The organism is Pseudomonas sp. ITEM 17296, assembly GCF_028895205.1.
Taxonomy (GTDB): Bacteria; Pseudomonadota; Gammaproteobacteria; order Pseudomonadales; family Pseudomonadaceae; genus Aquipseudomonas; species Aquipseudomonas kermanshahensis.
The window spans coordinates 64,131-80,990 of record NZ_WJRS01000027.1 but is presented as its reverse complement, the minus strand read 5'-3'; the positions used below and the strand labels follow the sequence as shown (position 1 = coordinate 80,990).

Genomic DNA, 16,860 nt, shown 5'->3' with positions numbered 1-16,860 from the left:
TAGGCGCCGCAAAACTCAAGACATGCACCCACAACCCACACCAATCATCAAAAATTCTGACAACAATCGTCTTCCATCATCAGCCAAAACGGGCATAAATTCCCTACCGTCAACCCCAGCACCAACGGTAGAGCCCAATGCCCAGCCACCACCAAACGCCCGCCTCCCCTGCCCTGGACATCCTGATCCAGCGCTCCGCCCTGCCCAGCCCTGCGCTCAGCGAGGCCCAGGCACACGCCTTGCTGAAGGCACACTACGGCCTGGCGGGCAGCCTGTCATCGCTGGGCAGCCAGCAAGACTTGAACTTCCGCGTGGATGCCGCCCAGGGCCGTTTCGTGCTCAAGGCCTGCCACGGCAGCTATGCCCAGGTCGAACTGGAGGCGCAGCATGCCGCGCTGGCGTACCTGCGCGAACAGGGCTTGCCGGTACCCGCAGTGCGCCCGGCGCAAAACGGGCAGGCATTGCTGGCCCTGGACATCGACGGGCAACCGCTGCGGGTGCGCCTGCTCGACTACATCGACGGCCAACCGCTGACCCGCCTCAAGCACATGGCGCCGCGCCTGATTGCCGAGCTGGGCGGGCTGTGCGCGAAAGTGGATCAAGCCTTGGCCGAGTTTGACCACCCCGGCTTGAACCGCACCCTGCAATGGGACCCGCAGCACGCGCAGGCGTTGATCCAGCACCTGCTGCCGGTGCTGCAGGACGCCGGGCAACGCGCCCGTGTCGAGCAAACCACTCAACTGGCCGCCGAGCGCCTGGCGCCGCTGGTGGAGCAGCTGCCAAGCCAAGCCGTGCACCTGGACATCACTGATGACAACGCCGTGTGGGCCCGCGATGACGAGCGCCAGTGGCAGGTGCAGGGCGTCATCGACTTCGGCGACCTGCTGCGCACCTGGCGCATTGCCGACCTCTCGGTGACCTGTGCGGCACTGCTGCACCATGCCGAAGGCGACCCACTGCGCATTCTGCCGGCGGTGCGAGCCTACCAGGCCCTCAACCCGCTGAGCGAAACCGAGCTGCGTGCCCTGTGGCCGCTGGTGCTCAACCGCGCTGCGGTGCTGGTGCTAAGCAGCGAGCAACAGCTGGCTGTAGACCCGGGCAATCAGTACATCCGCAACAACATCGCCCACGAATGGGAAATTTTCGACACGGCTACTGCCGTGCCATTCGCGCTGATGGAGGCGGCTATTCTGCTGGCGGCCGGTATTCAACCCAGCCGGCCCGACCTGGCCAGTTGCGCGCTACTGCTGCCTGAACGGGTCGGCCAGCCAGTGGCTCGCCTCGACCTGGGCGTGCTCAGCCCGCACTGCGAAGCAGGCAACTGGGAACAGCCAGGCTTCGACCAGCACCTGCTGGCTGCACAACCGGCCCCGGCGTGCACGCTGCATGGCCAATATCGCCTGTCACAAACCCATATCGACCGCGCTGAAGAACCTGCCACCTGCGCGCTGGGTGTCGAATTGCATGTGCCCAACGCCAGCACCGTGCAGGCGCCGCAGGCCGGTACCTGGCGGCGCCATGGCGATGGCCACGGCTGCCTGCGCACACCCCACTGGAGCTTGTGGCTAGGTGGCCTGGAGGATGCTCCGGCAGAGGGGCAGGCCCTGGCAAAAGGTCAAAAATTGGGCAGCAGCGGTGGCTTGCTCAGCATTCAGCTGTGCCTGGATAACGACGCCCGCCCGCCGTTTTTCGCCACCCCCTCCCAGACCGCTGCCTGGCTGGCGCTGTGCCCGTCGCCTGCCACGCTGCTGGGCTTTGATTGCGACGCCGAACCGCTGCCCGATGCACAGGCGCTGCTGGCACGTCGTGATGCCAGCTTCGCCCGTTCGCAAAAGCACTACTACGCGCAACCGCCCCATATCGAACGCGGCTGGCGCAATTACTTGATCGACATGCAGGGCCGGTCTTACCTGGACATGCTCAACAACGTGGCCGTGCTTGGCCACGGGCACCCACGCATGGTGGCGGAATCGGCGCGGCAATGGTCGCTGCTGAACACCAACTCGCGCTTCCACTACGCGGCCATCGCCGAGTTCTCCGAACGCCTGCTGAAGCTGGCGCCAGCAGGCTTCGACCGGGTGTTCCTGGTCAATAGCGGCACCGAGGCCAACGACCTGGCCATTCGCCTGGCCTGGGCCTACAGCGGCGGGCGCGACCTGCTCAGCGTGCTGGAGGCCTACCACGGCTGGTCGGTGGCTACAGACGCCATTTCCACCTCTATCGCCGACAACCCGCAAGCCCTGGAGACCCGGCCAGACTGGGTGCACCCGGTCGAGGCACCGAACACCTTCCGTGGGCGCTTCCGTGGTGCCGACAGCGCCGCCGACTACCTGCGCGACGTCGACGCCAAGCTGGCCGACCTCGATGCCCGTGGCCGCCAACTGGCCGGCTTCATCTGCGAGCCGGTGTACGGCAACGCCGGGGGCATCTCGCTGCCAGCGGGTTACCTGCAGGACGCCTACGCCAAGGTGCGCGCCCGCGGTGGCGTGTGCATCGCCGACGAGGTGCAGGTGGGTTATGGCCGACTGGGCGAGTACTTCTGGGGCTTCGAGGAGCAAGGGGTGGTGCCCGACATCATCACCATGGCCAAGGGCATGGGCAACGGCCAGCCGCTGGGGGTAGTGATCACCCGCCGCGAAATCGCCGAGGCGCTGGAGGCGCAGGGCTACTTCTTCTCATCGGCGGGGGGCAGCCCGGTCAGTTGCCGCATCGGCATGGCGGTGCTGGACGTGATGCAAGAGGAAGGGCTGTGGGACAACGCCCGCGACACCGGCCGCTACTTCAAGGCGCGCTTGCAGGCGCTGGTCGACAAGCACCCGCTCGCAGGTGCGGCGCATGGCTCGGGCTTCTACCTGGGGCTTGAGTTGGTGCGCGACCGGCAGACGCTGGAGCCGGCGACCGAGGAGACCTTGCTGCTGTGCGACCGCTTGCGTGACCTGGGCATCTTCATGCAGCCGACCGGCGACTACCTGAACATCCTCAAGATCAAACCACCGATGTGCACCACACGGGCGAGCGTGGACTACTTTGTCGACAGCGTGGACCGTATCCTGTCGGAAGATCTGTAACCTGCCCGAGAGGGATTGTTATAGGCTGTGAGGCCAGTGCCTTCGCACTATCCCGATCCCCTGTAGGAGCAGCCTTGTGCTGCGAAGAGGCCATAGGACCGCACAGTGAATCTTGCTGCTGTCACCGGCCTCTTCGCAGCACAAGGCTGCTCCTACACGCTACGCGGCTCAACCGATCAATCAGGTTTTCTGACAATGGCCTTCACCAGCGACTCACTTGCAGTTTTTCTGGCCGTACTGGAGGCAGGGTCGTTTTCCGCAGCAGCGCGCAAGCTGGGCCGCGTGCCTTCGGCCGTGAGCATGGCCATCGCCCAGCTGGAAGCCGAGCTGGACCTGGCCCTGTTCGACCGGGCCACGCGCAAAGCCTTGCCAACCAGCGCCGCCTTGGCCCTCGAACCCCAGGCCCGGCAGGTGATCTGCCAGCTCAACCTGCTCGACGCCCAGGCCCTGCAGCTGCACAAGGGGCTTGAAAAGCGCTTGACCATCGCCATGGCCCCCGAGCTGCAAACCGGCCGCTGGAGCCAGCCGCTGGAAACCCTCGCGCAAGAATTCCCAAGCCTTGAGATCGAAGTGCGTTCGGCCACGCAAGCCGAAGCGATTCGTTTGCTGCATGACGGCAGCGTGCAGCTGGCGCTGGTTTTCGAACGGCCCGGCATCGATGAACGTGAGTCGTTTCTTGAAGCCGGCAGCCAGTTGCTGGTCGCCGTCGCGTCCCCCCGCCATCCCGCCGGGCGCAACAGCGGCACGCCACTGCCCGAAGAAGCCTTCGCCGAGCAACGGCAAATCATCGTGGCCTCCGGCAAAGCCACCGGCTCCGACCCGCGCATGGTGTTGTCGCGGCGCATCTGGCTGACCGACAGTTATCTGGCTACGCTGGATCTGGTGCAATCCGGCCTGGGGTGGGCCTACCTGCCGCAGCCGCTGGTCGAACCGTTGATTGCCTCGGGCGCCTTGGCCGAGGTGCGCTTCGACAACATGGCCAGCCGCTTACGGCTGTGGGTCGACATCATCTGGGTCAAACCGCGGCCCCTGGGCCTGGGCGCGCGGCGCTACCTGGAAGTCGTACGGCAACTGTTCGAAAAGGAGCCGCCAAGGGCCTGACCACGCGCAATGGCCGTCCGGCCGACAACCCGCGGGCACGCCCGCAAGCGAGGCAAACATGCGTCCTTTGATTAGAGCGTTCTACCTGCTGTCGCTGTTCACCTTCGCCAGCCTCGCCCAGGCGGCCGAAACCCCCAGGCAGATCGTCGACGCCTACATGGCAGCCTGGAACGCCCATGACGCCGAAAAGGCCGCCAGCTACCTGGCCAAGGACGCCGAGTACTTCGACGTCACCGTCGGCACCCCGCAAAAGGGCCGCGAAGCCGCACGCGACAACGTGATCAAGGTGTTCGTGGGCGCCGTGCCAGACCTCAAATGGAAGATCAACGGCACGCCGATCGTCGACAAAGACGGCATCGCCTTCCAGTGGACCTTCAGCGGCACCAACACTGGCGCCTGGGACGCGCAAACGCCCGCCACCCACAAAGCGCTGTCGTTCGATGGGGTGAGCTATGTGAAGGTCAAAGACGGCAAGATCATCTACCAAGGGGACTACTACGACGCCCTGGGCTTGCACAAGCAGTTGGGGTGGTAACAGCGGCCGGCATCATCAGGCGGGCGCGACCAACCGGTAGCCGACGCCCGCCTCGGTGATGATGAAACGCGGCGCCATGGGGTCATCCCCGAGTTTTTGCCGCAGGTGCCCGACCACGATCCGCAGGTAGTGGGTATCGTCCACATGGGTCGGCCCCCAAATGTCCTTGAGCAACTGCTGCTGGGTAATCACCCGGCCCGGGTGCCCGGCCAGCTGGGCCAGCAACGCATACTCCTTGCGGGTCAGCGCCACCTCGACGCCCTCCAGGGTCACACGGCGGAAGGCAAAGTCCACGGTCAACGGCCCGAAACTGGCCGCCACCTCGCCCCCGCCGGCCTGCGGCACCTGGCGCAGCAAGGCGCGCACCCGCGCCAGAAACTCCTGAATACCAAACGGCTTGGTCACGTAGTCATTCGCGCCGCCGTCCAGCGCATCGACCTTCTGCACCTCACTGGCCCGCACCGACAGCACCAGCACCGGCACTGCGCTCCACTCACGCAGTTCGCGCAGCACTTGCTGGCCGTCCATGTCCGGCAGGCCGAGGTCGAGCACCACCAGGTCGGGCTTCCCCAAGGCAGCCTGCGCCAGGCCCTCGCTACCGGTGGCGGCCTCGATCACCTTGTAGCCCTGGGACGTCAGGCTGATGCGCAAAAACTTGCGGATCTGCGGTTCGTCGTCGATGACCAGGAGGGTGGCGGACTGGCTCATGGGGCTTCGCTTTCGGCTTCAGGTTGAGGGGGCAGCGGCAAGCATAAAGTGATGCCGGTGCCCTGGCCATCGATCCCTTCACCCACCAGGATCTGCCCGCCATGGGCGCCGATCATGCCCTGGCAGATCGCCAGGCCCAGCCCAGTGCCCTGCCCGCCCCGGTCACCGCGGGCGGCGGTGTAGAACATGTCGAAAATCTTCTCCCGCTCGGCCACAGGAATGCCTGGGCCCTGGTCGCTGACGGCAATGCGCAGTTGTTCGCCCTGCACCGACACCTGCAGTTCCAGCCGACCCTGGGCCGGCGAAAAGCGTGCAGCGTTCTCCAGCACGTTGACCAGGGCCTGCTCGATCAGCGCCGCATGCACGAACAGCAACGGCAGCTCGGCCGGCACATCGGTGTGCACGCGCAGGGGCGCAAGCACCACCCGCAGGCGGTTCAGCGCACTGCCGACGATGTCTGCGGGGGCCACCCAGTCGCGGGCCAGCTTGAGGCCGCCATGGCCCAACCGGGTCATGTCGAGCAGGTTCTGGATGTAGCGGTCCAGGCGCTCGGCCTCGTTGCGGGTGCCTTCCAGCAGCTCGCGGCGGTCGTCCTCGGGGATCGCCTCGCCCAGCGCCAGCAAGCTGTCAATGCTGCCGCGCATGGCGGTCAAGGGCGTGCGCAGGTCGTGGGAGACCGAGGCTAACAAGGCGCTGCGCAGTTGCTCGGTTTCGCCATGCAGGCGCGCCGCTTCCAATTGTTCGGCCAGGCGGGCGCGGGCCAGGGCTTGGGCCAGGGGTTGGCCGAGGGCCATGAGCAGGCGCCGGCGCTGGGCGCTGAGCGGGTCGCCAGAGCGCGGGCGCACGCCGAGCAAGGCCAGCGGGTGGTCATCGACCGCCAGCGGCCACCACCACCAGCGGCCATTGGGCAAGGTGTCGCTGCCATGGCCCGCCGCCTGCCCGTGCTGCCAGGCCCACTCGGCGGCGGCGCGCTCGTTGTCGCTGAGGCCGTGGGCCTCGCCGCTGGCCAGGTGCAGCTGGCCTTCGGGGTTACGTTCGAGCAGGCAGACTTGCACATCCTGCCAGCCGTCAAGGTGTTGGCCGGCGGCGTTGAACACCGCTTGGCGGTCGGCGGCAACGGTCAGGCGGCGGGATAAATCAAGCAACTGGTTGGTCTGCGCCTGCGTCTCGCGCAGCGCCTGCAACTGGCGGCGCTGGCGGGCCGCAAGGTTGCCGGTGAGGGCCGCCATCAGCAGGAAGAACACCAAGGTCAGCACGTCTTCCTCGCGCTGGATGCTGAACGAGAAATTGGGCGGGATGAACAGGAAGTCGTAGGTCAGAAACGACAGCGCGGCGCAGGCCAAGGCCGGCCCCAGGCTGCTGCGCACCGCAACCAATAGCACGGCGGCAAGGAACACCAGGGAGATATTGGGCAGCGCCAGCACGCTGGACACGGCCCACGACAAACCGGCCGCCAGCAGCGTGGCAAGCAGGGCCAGCAGGTAGTGCCGCCACACCCATACCCGTTGCACCGCCGCACTGGCCGGGGCCGGCTGGGCATCGCGGTCGAGCACGTTGATCTCCAGGCCGTGGCTTTCGCGCAGCAGCCGCGCCGCTACACCGGCGCCGAAGAAGCGACGGCGCAGGCGATCACGCGACTGCCCCACCAGCACCAGGCTGGCACGCCGCTCGCCGGCATGCTGGATCAGCGTGCGCGCCACTTCACCAGCGCGCAGCAGCACCACTTCGCCGCCCAGGCGCTCAGCCAGTTGCTGCGCGGCCTGCAGGCGTTGGCGTGCGGCTTCGTCGCGCAGCTTACCGTTGTCGACATGCACCAGGCTCCAGGGCAGGTGCCGGCGTTGTGCTACGCGGCTGGCGTGGCGCACCAGGCGTTCGGCCTGGTCGTCGCCATCGATGCCCACCAGCAGGCGCCCGCGCAGGGCCGGAGCTTCCTGCCCGCGCTGGCGGTAGCCGTGGGCCAGGTCGGCGTCGACCTGGGCGGCGGCGGTCTGCATGGCCAGCTCGCGCAATGCGGTGAGGTTGGTCTGGGAGAAATAGGCATCGATCGCAGCCCGCGCCTGCTCGGGCACGTACACCTTGCCTTCGCGCAAGCGCTCCAGCAATTCGCGCGGTGGCAGGTCGATCAAGACCAATTCGAACGCTTCCTGCAGCACCCAGTCCGGCAGGGTTTCGCGCACCTGCACGCCGGTGATGTCGCGGACCTTGTCGTTGAGGCTTTCCAGGTGCTGGACGTTGACCGTGGTGTACACGTCGATGCCGGCGGCGAGCAGTTCCTGAACGTCCTGCCAGCGCTTGGCGTGGCGGCTGCCGGGGGCGTTGGTGTGGGCCAGTTCGTCGACCAGGGCCAACGCAGGTGCGGCCTTGAGCAGGCCGTCGAGGTCCATTTCCTCAAGGGTGACGCCACGGTACTCGCTGCGCAGCAGGGGCTGCTGGGGCAAGCCGCCAAGCAGCGACTCGGTTTCGGCGCGGCCATGGGTTTCGACGACCCCGGCCAGCAGCTGTACGCCCTGGCGTTGCTGGCTGTGGGCGGCTTGCAGCATGGCGTAGGTCTTGCCCACCCCCGGTGCGGCGCCGAGGAATACCTTGAGGCTGCCGCGGCCTTCGCGCGGGAGGTTGGCCAACAGCGCGTCTGCGCGGGCGGAATCACTCATGTTTCATCCTTCGATTGTGCGGCGATCGGTGAATCTGGGCCTGCTCTGCAGGCCTTCGCGGGCAAGCCCGCTCCTACAGGGACCTCACCGCCCTTGCGAGCGGTGCGATACCTGTGGGAGCCGGCTTGCCGGCGATTGGGCCGCAAAGCGGCCCCAAGCTCACTCTCCCAACCTCTCCAGGGCCTGGTTCAGCGCCAGGACATTGACCACAGGCGGCCCGATCAATGGGTGGAGGGTGGCCTCTTCCACCAGGGCTTGCAAGCGCTCAACGGGCACCTTGCGGGCCGCTGCCACACGCGCTACCTGATAAGCCACCGCCTCCGGCGGCAAATGCGGGTCCAGGCCACTGCCTGAGGTGGTCAGCAAGGCTTGCGGCACAGGCCCTTGCTCAGCCCGGTACAGCCTCGCGGCCTCGCTGCCTACCCGCTCGGCCAGCGCCGGGTTGCTCGGCGACAGGTTGCTGGCACTGCTGGCAACCGTGGCATAAGCCCCTGCCGAGGGCCGCGAATGGAACCAGCCATCGCCTTGGAAATCCTGGGCGATCAGTGCCGAGCCGCGCACCTCGCCGCGCGCGTCACGCACCAGGCTGCCATTGGCCTGTTCAGGGAAGGCGACCTGGGCAATACCGGTCACCGCCAGCGGGTACAACGCGCCGGTGACCAGCGTCATCAACAAGGCCAGGCTCAAGGCCGGGCGTACATAAGTGTTCATGGCGGCCTCCTCAGACCAGGTGCAAGGCATTGAGCAGCATGTCGATCAGCTTGATCCCGGCGAACGGCACGATGATCCCGCCCAGCCCGTAGATCAGCAGGTTGCGCCGCAGCAGGTGGGCCGCGCTCGCCGCGTGCACCCGCACACCGCGCAGCGCCAGCGGGATCAACACGATGATGATCAGCGCGTTGAACACGATCGCCGACAAGATCGCGCTCTGCGGGCTGGCCAGGTGCATCAGGTTGAGCACGCCCAGCTGCGGGTAGATGGCCGCGAACAACGCCGGCAGGATGGCGAAGTACTTGGCCACGTCGTTGGCAATCGAGAAGGTGGTCAAGGCGCCACGGGTCACCAGCAGTTCCTTGCCCACCTGGACCACGTCCAGCAGCTTGGTCGGGTCGCTGTCCAGGTCGACCATGTTGGCCGCCTCACGGGCTGCCTGGGTGCCGTCGTTCATGGCCATGCCCACATCAGCCTGGGCCAGCGCCGGGGCGTCGTTGGCGCCGTCGCCGCACATGGCGACCAGGCGGCCGTCGTTTTGCTCCTGACGGATGCGCGCCAGCTTCTTCTCTGGGGTGGCCTCGGCCAGCACGTCATCGACCCCGGCCTCGGCGGCAATGGCAGCGGCCGTCAGCGGGTTGTCACCGGTTACCATCACGGTGCGGATACCCAGCTTGCGCAGCTCGGCAAAGCGCTCGCGAATACCCGGCTTGACCACGTCCTTGAGGTGGATCACCCCAAGCAAGCGCTGGTCGACACACACCAACAGCGGCGTGCCGCCACTCTGGGCAATGCGCTCGACCTCGCGGGCCAATGCCGGCGGCATTTCCAGCCGTTGCAGGCCAACGAATGCCAGCACCGCATCGACAGCACCCTTGCGGTAGCGGTGCTGCTGGAAGTCGACACCCGACAACCGTGTCTCGGCGCTGAAGGCGATCGGTTCGAGCTGCTGCCCGGAGGGTTCGACGAAATCGTGCAACTGGCGCAGGTACTCGACGATCGATTTGCCCTCGGCTGTGTCATCGGCCAGCGAGGCGAACAAGGCACCCTCCCCCAGCTCCTTGGCGGTGACGCCCGGCGCGGCATGCAGCGCGCTGCAGCGGCGGTTGCCGAAAGTGATGGTGCCGGTCTTGTCGAGCATCAGGGTGTGCACGTCGCCCGCAGCTTCCACCGCGCGGCCGGAGCGGGCAATGACGTTGAGCCGGACCAGGCGGTCCATGCCGGCAATACCAATGGCCGACAGCAAGCCGCCGATGGTGGTGGGGATCAACGTCACCAGCAGTGCGGCCAGGAAGATCAACGGCAGGCTACCGCCGGCAAAGTGGGCGAACGGCTGTAGGGTCACGACCACGATCAGGAAGATCAGGGTCAGGCCAATCAGCAGGATATCCAGGGCAATCTCGTTGGGCGTCTTCTGCCGTTTGGCCCCTTCGACCAAGGCGATCATGCGGTCCAGGGTCGACTCGCCAGGGTTGCTGGTGATGCGGATCAGCAACCAGTCAGACACCAGCCGCGTGTTGCCGGTGACCGCAGAACGGTCGCCGCCGGACTCGCGGATCACCGGGGCCGACTCACCGGTGATGGCCGCCTCGTTGACCGCCGCGATGCCTTCGATTACCTCACCGTCACCCGGGATCAGTTCACCCGCGATCACCTTGACCACATCGCCCTTGCGCAGCGCGGTCGCGGCAACCATTTCGAAAGCGCCAGCGCTGTCGCGACGCTGGGCACTCAACCCCTGGCTCCCAGCCTTGAGGCTGTCGGCGCGGGCCTTGCCACGGCCTTCGGCGAGGGCTTCGGCGAAGTTGGCGAACAGCACGGTAAACCACAGCCACAGGGCAATTTGCACCGCCACTGTTGTGCTCACGCCACTGCCGGGGGCAAAACACAACACAGTGGTCAGCGCGGCAGTCAGCGCCACCACCAGCATCACCGGCGAGCGCTTGAGCTGCCGAGGGTCCAGTTTAACGAAGGCCTGGATCAGGGCCGGGCGCCAGAGCGCGGCGAAGCGGGTCTGGTCCTTGGCGCTGTGGGGGGCTTTTACTTCAGGAATGGGCATGTTCATGGTGGTTCCTCAGAAGCCCAGGCTCAGGTGTTCGGCAATTGGCCCGAGGGCCAAGGTCGGCAGGAAGGTCAGGCCACCCACCAACAGGATGGTCACTAGCAACAGGCCGGTGAACAGCGGGCCGTGGGTGGGGAAGCTGTTCAGCCCCTGGGGTGCGCTCTTTTTCGCCGCCAGGCTGCCGGCCAGGGCCAATATCGGCAGGATGTAGCCGAAGCGGCCGACCAGCATGGCCAGGCCGATCATCAGGTTGTGGTACACCGTGTTGGCGCCAAAACCAGCAAAGGCCGAACCGTTGTTGGCGGTGCCGGAGGTGTAGGCGTACAGCAGTTGGCTAAAGCCATGGGCACCGGGGTTGCTCACCGCCGCCGCCGGGCCCGGCAGGCTGGCGGCGATAGCGCCCAGCACCAGCACGCCGACCGGCATCACCAGCAAGGTCGCCACCAGCAGTTGCACCTCACGCGCCTGCAGCTTCTTGCCCAGATATTCCGGGGTACGGCCAATCATCAGGCCGGCCAGGAACACGGCGATCAGCACGAATAACAGCATGCCGTAGAGCCCCGCACCGACGCCGCCGAAGATCACCTCGCCGACCATCATGTTGACCATCGCAACCATGCCGGTCAGCGGGTTGAGGCTGTCGTGCATGGCATTGACCGAGCCATTGGAGGCTGCCGTAGTGGTCACTGTCCACAGCACCGATCCGGTGGTGCCGAAGCGGCTTTCCTTGCCTTCCAGCGGCGCGCTTTGCTGCACCTGCGCGCTCTGCAAGGCCGGGTTGGGCTGGTATTCGGACCACAGCGCTGTAGCCCCACCGATAAGGAACAGGCTCAGCATGCAGGCAAGAATCGCCCGGCTCTGGCGCAGGTCTTTCACGTAATGGCCGAAGGTGAACACCAGCGCCGCCGGGATGAGAATGATCGACGCCACCTCGAACAGGTTGCTCCACGCCGTGGGGTTTTCGAACGGGTGTGCGGCGTTGACGCCGAAGAAGCCGCCGCCGTTGGTGCCCAGCTGCTTGATGGCGATCTGGCTGGCGGCCGGACCGAGCGGGATGGTCTGGTCAGTGCCTTGCAGGGTCAGTGCGTGCGCATAGTCGGCAAAGGTCTGCGGCACACCCTGCCACACCAGCAGCAGCGCCAGCACCAGGCACAGGGGCAACAACCCATAGAGCGTGGCCCGAGTCATGTCGACCCAGAAGTTGCCCAGGGTGGCGGCCGAACGGCGGGCAATGCCGCGGCACAGGGCCACAAGTACTGCCAGGCCAGTGGCAGCACTGACGAAGTTCTGCACCGTCAGGCCCAGCATCTGGCTCAGGTAGCTGACCGATGACTCGCCGCTGTAAGCCTGCCAGTTGGTGTTGGTGACGAAGCTTACGGCGGTGTTGAACGCCAGCGACCATTCCTGCCCGGGCAGTTGCTGTGGGTTGAGCGGCAAGTAGCCCTGCAACAACAGCACGGCAAACAACAACAGGAACCCGGCCAGGTTGAAGGCCAGCAACGCCAGAGTGTATTGCTTCCAGTTCTGCTCCTGGTCGGCGCGTACGCCTGCCAGTCGATAACAGGCCTGCTCAACCGGGCCCACCACCGGTGATAGCCAGGTGCGCTGGCCTTCCATCACCTTGTAGTAGAACCGCCCAAGCCAAGGTGCCGGTAGCAGCACGATGGCGAAAAACGCCAGTAACAAGGCAAAGTCGTAACTGTGCATGGCCACTCCCTAGCTGCGATCGGCGCGCAGCAGCGCCATCAGCAGGTAAATCGCCAATGCCACTGCCAGCAGCAGTGACAGCCCGTCGAGCATGTTCATGTGTGGAGCTCCCCGTGGTGCGGCGCTTGGGCCGCTTTGGGGATATTGTCCGAGGGGGGGGGCGTAAAGGGGCGAGATCGAGGGATGGATCAACGCATAAAGAATGCGTAAAAATGCGCCCCGTTCAAAGACGCTACGGTGTTTGCTGCCCGGCGTTGCGGCTCCAGTCCAGCAGCAGGCTATACCCCACCGCCAGCAAAGTCGGCCCGATGAACAGGCCAATGAAGCCAAAGGCGATCAACCCGCCGAACACACCCAGCAGCACGATGACCAGCGGCAGGTTGCCGCCACGGCTGATCAGGTAGGGCTTGAGCACGTTGTCCACGCCACTGATGACGAAGGTGCCCCAGATACCCAGGAACACCGCCATGCCGTACTCCCCTTTCCACGCCAACCAGGCCGTCGCGGGGATCCACGCCAGGGGTGGCCCCATGGGGATCAGGCTGAGCATGAAGGTCACCAGGCCCAGCACGATGGCCCCGGGGACGCCGGCAATCAGGAAGCCGATCAGCGCAAGCAAGGCCTGGGCCGCTGCCGTGCCGATGACGCCGTTGACCACGCGTTGCACGGTGCCCGCCACCAGGTCCAGGTAGTACTCGGCGCGATCGCCGGTCAAGCGCTGCAACAGGCGCAGCACGAACGCTGACAGGCGCGGGCCGTCACGGTAGAAGAAGAACACGAAGACCAGGCTCAAGCTCAGTTCGAGCATGCCGCTGCCAATCTGCGCACTGCGCGCCAGCAACCAGTTGCCCACCTGGCCCAGGTAAGGCTTGATCGAAGCGATCAAGGCCGCACCTTGCTGGTCGAGCGATTGCCACCAATTGACCATGCGCTCACCCACCAGGGGAATGCTGCCCAGCCAGGCCGGCGCCTCGGGCAGGCCATCCACCTGCACATCACGGACAAACGCCGTGGCATCACGAATGTGATCCGCCAGGTTGAAACCCAGCCATACCAGCGGCAACGCCACGATAAGGATCCAGGCCGCCGTCAGCAGGCTGGCGGCCAACGTTTCGCGCCCGCCCAGCGCACGCGTCAGCAAGCGCATCAGCGGCCAGCTGGCAAAGGCCAAAATGGCGCCCCACAGCAGCGCCGAAATGAATGGTGCCATGACCCACAACGCAGCGCCGAGCAGCGTCAACAGGACGATCTGGATCAGCAGGCGGTCATTATTGGCCATGGCGGTGCTCGTTCAACGGATCAGTTCCAGGTGCAGGCCATCGGTGGGGGCGTTGCCGACCTCGAGCCGGTTGCTGCGCACGCCCGCCTTGACCAGTTGCTCACGCCACGCTTCGGCCTCTTTGCCGCTGAGGCTGGCGCGCAAGGTGCTGTCCAGGTTGAGGCTACGCCCCAACAACGCCACCCAGGCAGGTTGCGGCGTGCTCAGGTCAGGGTAGTCGAGCTTGCCGGTGTCGCGCATTTCGCGCAGCACCGTGGCGGCCGTGGGCAGCAGCTCACCCAGCGGGCTGGCAGCGACGAACTCTTCCACGTGCAGGTAGGCGCGGCGGTTGCCGCGGGTGACGCTGTACAACGCCACCAGTGTGTCGGCCTCTTCTGCAGAACGGCGCAGGAGGATGAACGCCTGCTGCTCGTCACCACCATTGAGCCGTGCACTGCCGAATACATCATTGGCCCAAAGGCTGGCTTCGCCGCAGTCGCGGCCCTGGCACCAGAACAACGGGTAACCCCCGTCGTGTTGCAGTGCTTCGCGGGCGCTGGTGAACGCTTCGCGGGCCGTGCGCTCCACCGGCAGTTCATAGGTGACCGAGCTGACCTGGCCACGGCTCTCGACCTTGTCGTCGACCCGCAGGCGGCCGCTGATCTTGCGCAAAGGCCCCATGGGGTACACGCGCTCCTGCTCCACTGCAGGGCGTTGGTCGACCACTTTGGCATCCACGGGAACGGGCAGGCTACCTGCCCACAGCAAGGGGCTGGCGAGCACGAAGCAGGCAGCGAGGGTAGTACGGAGGGTTACGGGCGCGCTCATCGGCAGCCCAGTCGGCGCGGAGCGCCGAAGCTAAGGTCCAGCGTGTCTGGCATGTGCATGGTTGTCTCCCTGTTCAACCCGCCAAGCCTCGGCACTTGTCCGGTGCAAGTCAAGCAAAGCCAAAGAAGCGATTGAAACAGTCTGCGACAAGGGCCGCGCCCTGCTCATCGTTCAGGTGCAGGTGATGCCCCCCAGGCAGCGTCACCTGCTCAAAGCGTAGCTGCTCCAGCAACTCAGTGTGGCGCGCCAGCATGCCGTCGGCGGCCACCACCAGGCAGGCCGGGCAACTCACCCGCCTGACAAAGGCCATGGCTTGCGCGTGGCTCAGGCGAACAGGGGACGGCAAGGTCAGGCGGCTGTCGCTGCGCCAGCTGTACCCTCCCGCTACCGGCATCAGCCCACGCTGGGCCAACAGTTCGGCTGCCTCGCGGCTGACGGCGACCATACCCTTCATGCGCGCCTGCACGCCCTGCTCCAACGCCGGGTAGACGGATTTACGTTTGCCATCCAGGCGCAGCTGCGCCTGCAATGCCATGCCCAGGCGTTCACCGGCGTCCTGTTCGGCCCCGGTGGGCGGAATGACGCCATCGATCAGCGCCAGGTGGCTGACCCGCTCCGGCAAGGCGCCCGCCAGTTGCACCGAGATGATCGCCCCCAGTGAATGGCCCAGCAAGGCAAAGCGCTGCCAACCCAACTGCTCGGCCACCCGCAACACATCGTGGGCGTAGTCGGCCAGGGCATAACTGGCGCCAGGCGGGCGATGCTCCGAGTAACCATGGCCCGCCAGGTCCAGGGCGACGATGCGCAGGCCCTGCAGCCGCGGCGCCAGCAGGGCGAAGCTGTTGGCGTTGTCCAGCCAGCCGTGCAGGGCAATCACCGGCAGCCCATCCTCAGGGCCGAACAGGTGCGCAGCCAGCTCGATATGGCCCAGGCTCAGGCGGATTTCCTCCATGTGCGCGCTCATTCGTGGCTCCAACGGTCGAACAGGCCCTTGATCAGGCTGGCGGTGTCGGTCGGGCGTTCCAGGGGGAACATGTGCCCGCCCGGCACGCTGTGGTACTCGCCTTTGGCCATGCCGCGCACGGCCAGCGTGTGGTGCCGGCGGATCACGTTGCTGCGCTCGCCGCGCACCATCGCCAGTGGTACCTGCAGTTGCCGGGCAGGCGCTGGGCTGGCATGGGGGATGCTGCGGTAGATACTGATCTCGGTAGCCGGGTCGAAACGCAGGCGCAGCCCTTCTTGCGCGGGCTCCAAGCCATGCTCCAGGTAGGCTTCCAGGCAGTCGGGGTCAAAGTGGCGGAACAAGCGTTTGCTGGCGAAATAGTCCCGTGCGCTGTCGCGGTCGGCAAACGCCTCGCGCCGGCCCAAAGTGCGGCCGGCCGGGGTGATGCGGTCGATAAAGCCAAAACGCTTGGCAGTGCGCAGCAGCCATTGATCGGCGCGGGTCAGCACCGGCGAGTCCAGCATCACCACCCCGCGGTAATACTCGGGGCAACGCAAGGCGGCATGCAAGTGCAATACCCCGCCCAACGAATGGCCAACCCCCCAGACCGGCGCGTCCTGCTGCGCCAGGTGGTGCAGCAATTCATCGACCAGGTTCTGCCAGTTTTCATTCACCGGGAAGCGCGGGTCGTGGGCATGCTGGGGCAGGTGGTGAACGTGATAGTCCGGCGCCAGGGCAGCGAACAGCTTGCCGTAGGTGGCAGACGGGAAACCATTGGCGTGGGCAAAGAAGATGTGCTGCGACATGGCGCCTGGTCCGGACGGTGGGAGGATGGCCCATTGTCGGCATCGCGGGGCCGCTCGGCAATGTCCGGAAAGGTCATCGGCGAGGGCTATCAGGTCATCGGGTACGCACAAAACTGGCCAGCGAACGCTGCAGGCAGGCCTGCATATAGGCCAACTGGCTCGCGAGCACTTCACGCGCCAGGCACTGGTCCTCATAGTCGAGCTGCAATCGGCGCAGCGCCAGGCAACTGGTCTGCAGCAAGCGGGACACCCGCAGGCAGGCTTCCTGCAGCTCGCCCAGGTCGTCTTTAGCATCGCCCACCTTGCCCATCAGGTGGTAAAGCTTGGCGTCGGCCGAGTCGCGCAACACGCTGTACTGGGCAAAGTCCAGCACCACGCCTTCCTGCACTTTGTCTACTGTGGGTTGCAAGTCCAGTGAACGTAACAGCGCTTGCATATCACCCTTCATCAACTGCTCCCTGCCTGGCCACTCATTCGATGTG

At 66.0% G+C, this 16,860-nt stretch carries 14 protein-coding genes; 3 read left to right on the top strand and 11 right to left on the bottom strand.

The features are described from left to right. Nucleotides 1-137 precede the first annotated feature (137 nt). The 3 genes from GIB19_RS23450 to GIB19_RS23440 all read left to right on the top strand — a co-directional run bounded on the left by GIB19_RS23450 (nt 138) and on the right by GIB19_RS23440 (nt 4,704). Nucleotides 138-3,068 (top strand): aminotransferase, encoded by a 2,931-nt coding sequence (locus GIB19_RS23450; RefSeq protein ID WP_274888200.1) that lies wholly within the window; start codon nt 138-140, stop codon nt 3,066-3,068. A 195-nt stretch (nt 3,069-3,263) separates the two neighbouring features. Then, nucleotides 3,264-4,169 (top strand): LysR family transcriptional regulator, encoded by a 906-nt coding sequence (locus GIB19_RS23445; RefSeq protein WP_027592843.1) that lies wholly within the window; start codon nt 3,264-3,266, stop codon nt 4,167-4,169. A 58-nt stretch (nt 4,170-4,227) separates the two neighbouring features. Next, on the top strand, nt 4,228-4,704 hold the full coding sequence (locus GIB19_RS23440; RefSeq protein ID WP_027592844.1) for an ester cyclase: 477 nt from the start codon (nt 4,228-4,230) through the stop codon (nt 4,702-4,704). A 15-nt stretch (nt 4,705-4,719) separates the two neighbouring features. Here GIB19_RS23440 and GIB19_RS23435 read toward each other — a convergent pair whose 3' ends face one another. From GIB19_RS23435 to GIB19_RS23385, 11 genes are all read right to left on the bottom strand, one after another. Further along, a complete protein-coding gene (locus GIB19_RS23435) occupies nt 4,720-5,412 on the bottom strand; it encodes a response regulator (RefSeq protein ID WP_027592845.1) in 693 nt (230 codons plus the stop codon). Then, nucleotides 5,409-8,063, bottom strand: a complete 2,655-nt coding sequence (locus GIB19_RS23430) for a sensor histidine kinase (protein ID WP_274888199.1) — start codon at nt 8,061-8,063, stop codon at nt 5,409-5,411. The genes GIB19_RS23435 and GIB19_RS23430 overlap by 4 nt, the downstream gene beginning before the upstream one ends. A 159-nt stretch (nt 8,064-8,222) precedes the next feature. Then, nucleotides 8,223-8,774: a potassium-transporting ATPase subunit KdpC gene (gene kdpC, locus GIB19_RS23425; protein ID WP_274888198.1), complete on the bottom strand. Its 552-nt coding sequence runs from the start codon at nt 8,772-8,774 to the stop codon at nt 8,223-8,225. Between the two features lie 10 nt (nt 8,775-8,784). Beyond that, nucleotides 8,785-10,839: a potassium-transporting ATPase subunit KdpB gene (gene kdpB / locus GIB19_RS23420; RefSeq protein WP_274888196.1), complete on the bottom strand. Its 2,055-nt coding sequence runs from the start codon at nt 10,837-10,839 to the stop codon at nt 8,785-8,787. A gap of 9 nt (nt 10,840-10,848) precedes the next feature. After that, nucleotides 10,849-12,543: a potassium-transporting ATPase subunit KdpA gene (gene kdpA / locus GIB19_RS23415; protein ID WP_085272576.1), complete on the bottom strand. Its 1,695-nt coding sequence runs from the start codon at nt 12,541-12,543 to the stop codon at nt 10,849-10,851. Nucleotides 12,544-12,552: 9 nt separating this feature from the next. Then, nucleotides 12,553-12,642, bottom strand: coding sequence for a K(+)-transporting ATPase subunit F (gene kdpF, locus GIB19_RS23410; protein ID WP_033693985.1), 90 nt, complete (start codon nt 12,640-12,642; stop codon nt 12,553-12,555). Between the two features lie 133 nt (nt 12,643-12,775). Next, entirely contained in the window at nt 12,776-13,822 is a 1,047-nt protein-coding gene (locus GIB19_RS23405) for an AI-2E family transporter (RefSeq protein WP_027592850.1), read from the bottom strand. A 12-nt stretch (nt 13,823-13,834) separates the two neighbouring features. Further along, a complete protein-coding gene (locus GIB19_RS23400; RefSeq protein ID WP_265967956.1) occupies nt 13,835-14,629 on the bottom strand; it encodes a DUF4892 domain-containing protein in 795 nt (264 codons plus the stop codon). Between the two features lie 109 nt (nt 14,630-14,738). Beyond that, nucleotides 14,739-15,593, bottom strand: coding sequence for an alpha/beta hydrolase (locus GIB19_RS23395; protein ID WP_274888193.1), 855 nt, complete (start codon nt 15,591-15,593; stop codon nt 14,739-14,741). Further along, the gene (locus tag GIB19_RS23390) at nt 15,590-16,378 is read right to left on the bottom strand and encodes an alpha/beta fold hydrolase (RefSeq protein WP_027592853.1); all 789 of its coding nucleotides are present in this window, start codon (nt 16,376-16,378) and stop codon (nt 15,590-15,592) included. Before GIB19_RS23390 ends, GIB19_RS23395 begins: the two co-directional genes overlap by 4 nt. Nucleotides 16,379-16,472: 94 nt before the next feature. Then, nucleotides 16,473-16,814, bottom strand: coding sequence for a hypothetical protein (locus GIB19_RS23385; RefSeq protein WP_446731407.1), 342 nt, complete (start codon nt 16,812-16,814; stop codon nt 16,473-16,475). Nucleotides 16,815-16,860: the final 46 nt, after the last annotated feature.

What these genes read in the sequence shown, in the direction of transcription:
- GIB19_RS23450 (WP_274888200.1), top strand. Translation starts at nt 138, where the DNA reads ATGCCCAGCCACCACCAAACGCCCGCCTCCCCTGCCCTGGACATCCTG.
- GIB19_RS23445 (WP_027592843.1), top strand. Translation starts at nt 3,264, where the DNA reads ATGGCCTTCACCAGCGACTCACTTGCAGTTTTTCTGGCCGTACTGGAG.
- GIB19_RS23440 (WP_027592844.1), top strand. Translation starts at nt 4,228, where the DNA reads ATGCGTCCTTTGATTAGAGCGTTCTACCTGCTGTCGCTGTTCACCTTC.
- GIB19_RS23435 (WP_027592845.1), bottom strand. Translation starts at nt 5,412, where the DNA reads ATGAGCCAGTCCGCCACCCTCCTGGTCATCGACGACGAACCGCAGATC.
- GIB19_RS23430 (WP_274888199.1), bottom strand. Translation starts at nt 8,063, where the DNA reads ATGAGTGATTCCGCCCGCGCAGACGCGCTGTTGGCCAACCTCCCGCGC.
- kdpC (WP_274888198.1), bottom strand. Translation starts at nt 8,774, where the DNA reads ATGAACACTTATGTACGCCCGGCCTTGAGCCTGGCCTTGTTGATGACG.
- kdpB (WP_274888196.1), bottom strand. Translation starts at nt 10,839, where the DNA reads ATGAACATGCCCATTCCTGAAGTAAAAGCCCCCCACAGCGCCAAGGAC.
- kdpA (WP_085272576.1), bottom strand. Translation starts at nt 12,543, where the DNA reads ATGCACAGTTACGACTTTGCCTTGTTACTGGCGTTTTTCGCCATCGTG.
- kdpF (WP_033693985.1), bottom strand. Translation starts at nt 12,642, where the DNA reads ATGAACATGCTCGACGGGCTGTCACTGCTGCTGGCAGTGGCATTGGCG.
- GIB19_RS23405 (WP_027592850.1), bottom strand. Translation starts at nt 13,822, where the DNA reads ATGGCCAATAATGACCGCCTGCTGATCCAGATCGTCCTGTTGACGCTG.
- GIB19_RS23400 (WP_265967956.1), bottom strand. Translation starts at nt 14,629, where the DNA reads ATGAGCGCGCCCGTAACCCTCCGTACTACCCTCGCTGCCTGCTTCGTG.
- GIB19_RS23395 (WP_274888193.1), bottom strand. Translation starts at nt 15,593, where the DNA reads ATGAGCGCGCACATGGAGGAAATCCGCCTGAGCCTGGGCCATATCGAG.
- GIB19_RS23390 (WP_027592853.1), bottom strand. Translation starts at nt 16,378, where the DNA reads ATGTCGCAGCACATCTTCTTTGCCCACGCCAATGGTTTCCCGTCTGCC.
- GIB19_RS23385 (WP_446731407.1), bottom strand. Translation starts at nt 16,814, where the DNA reads ATGCAAGCGCTGTTACGTTCACTGGACTTGCAACCCACAGTAGACAAA.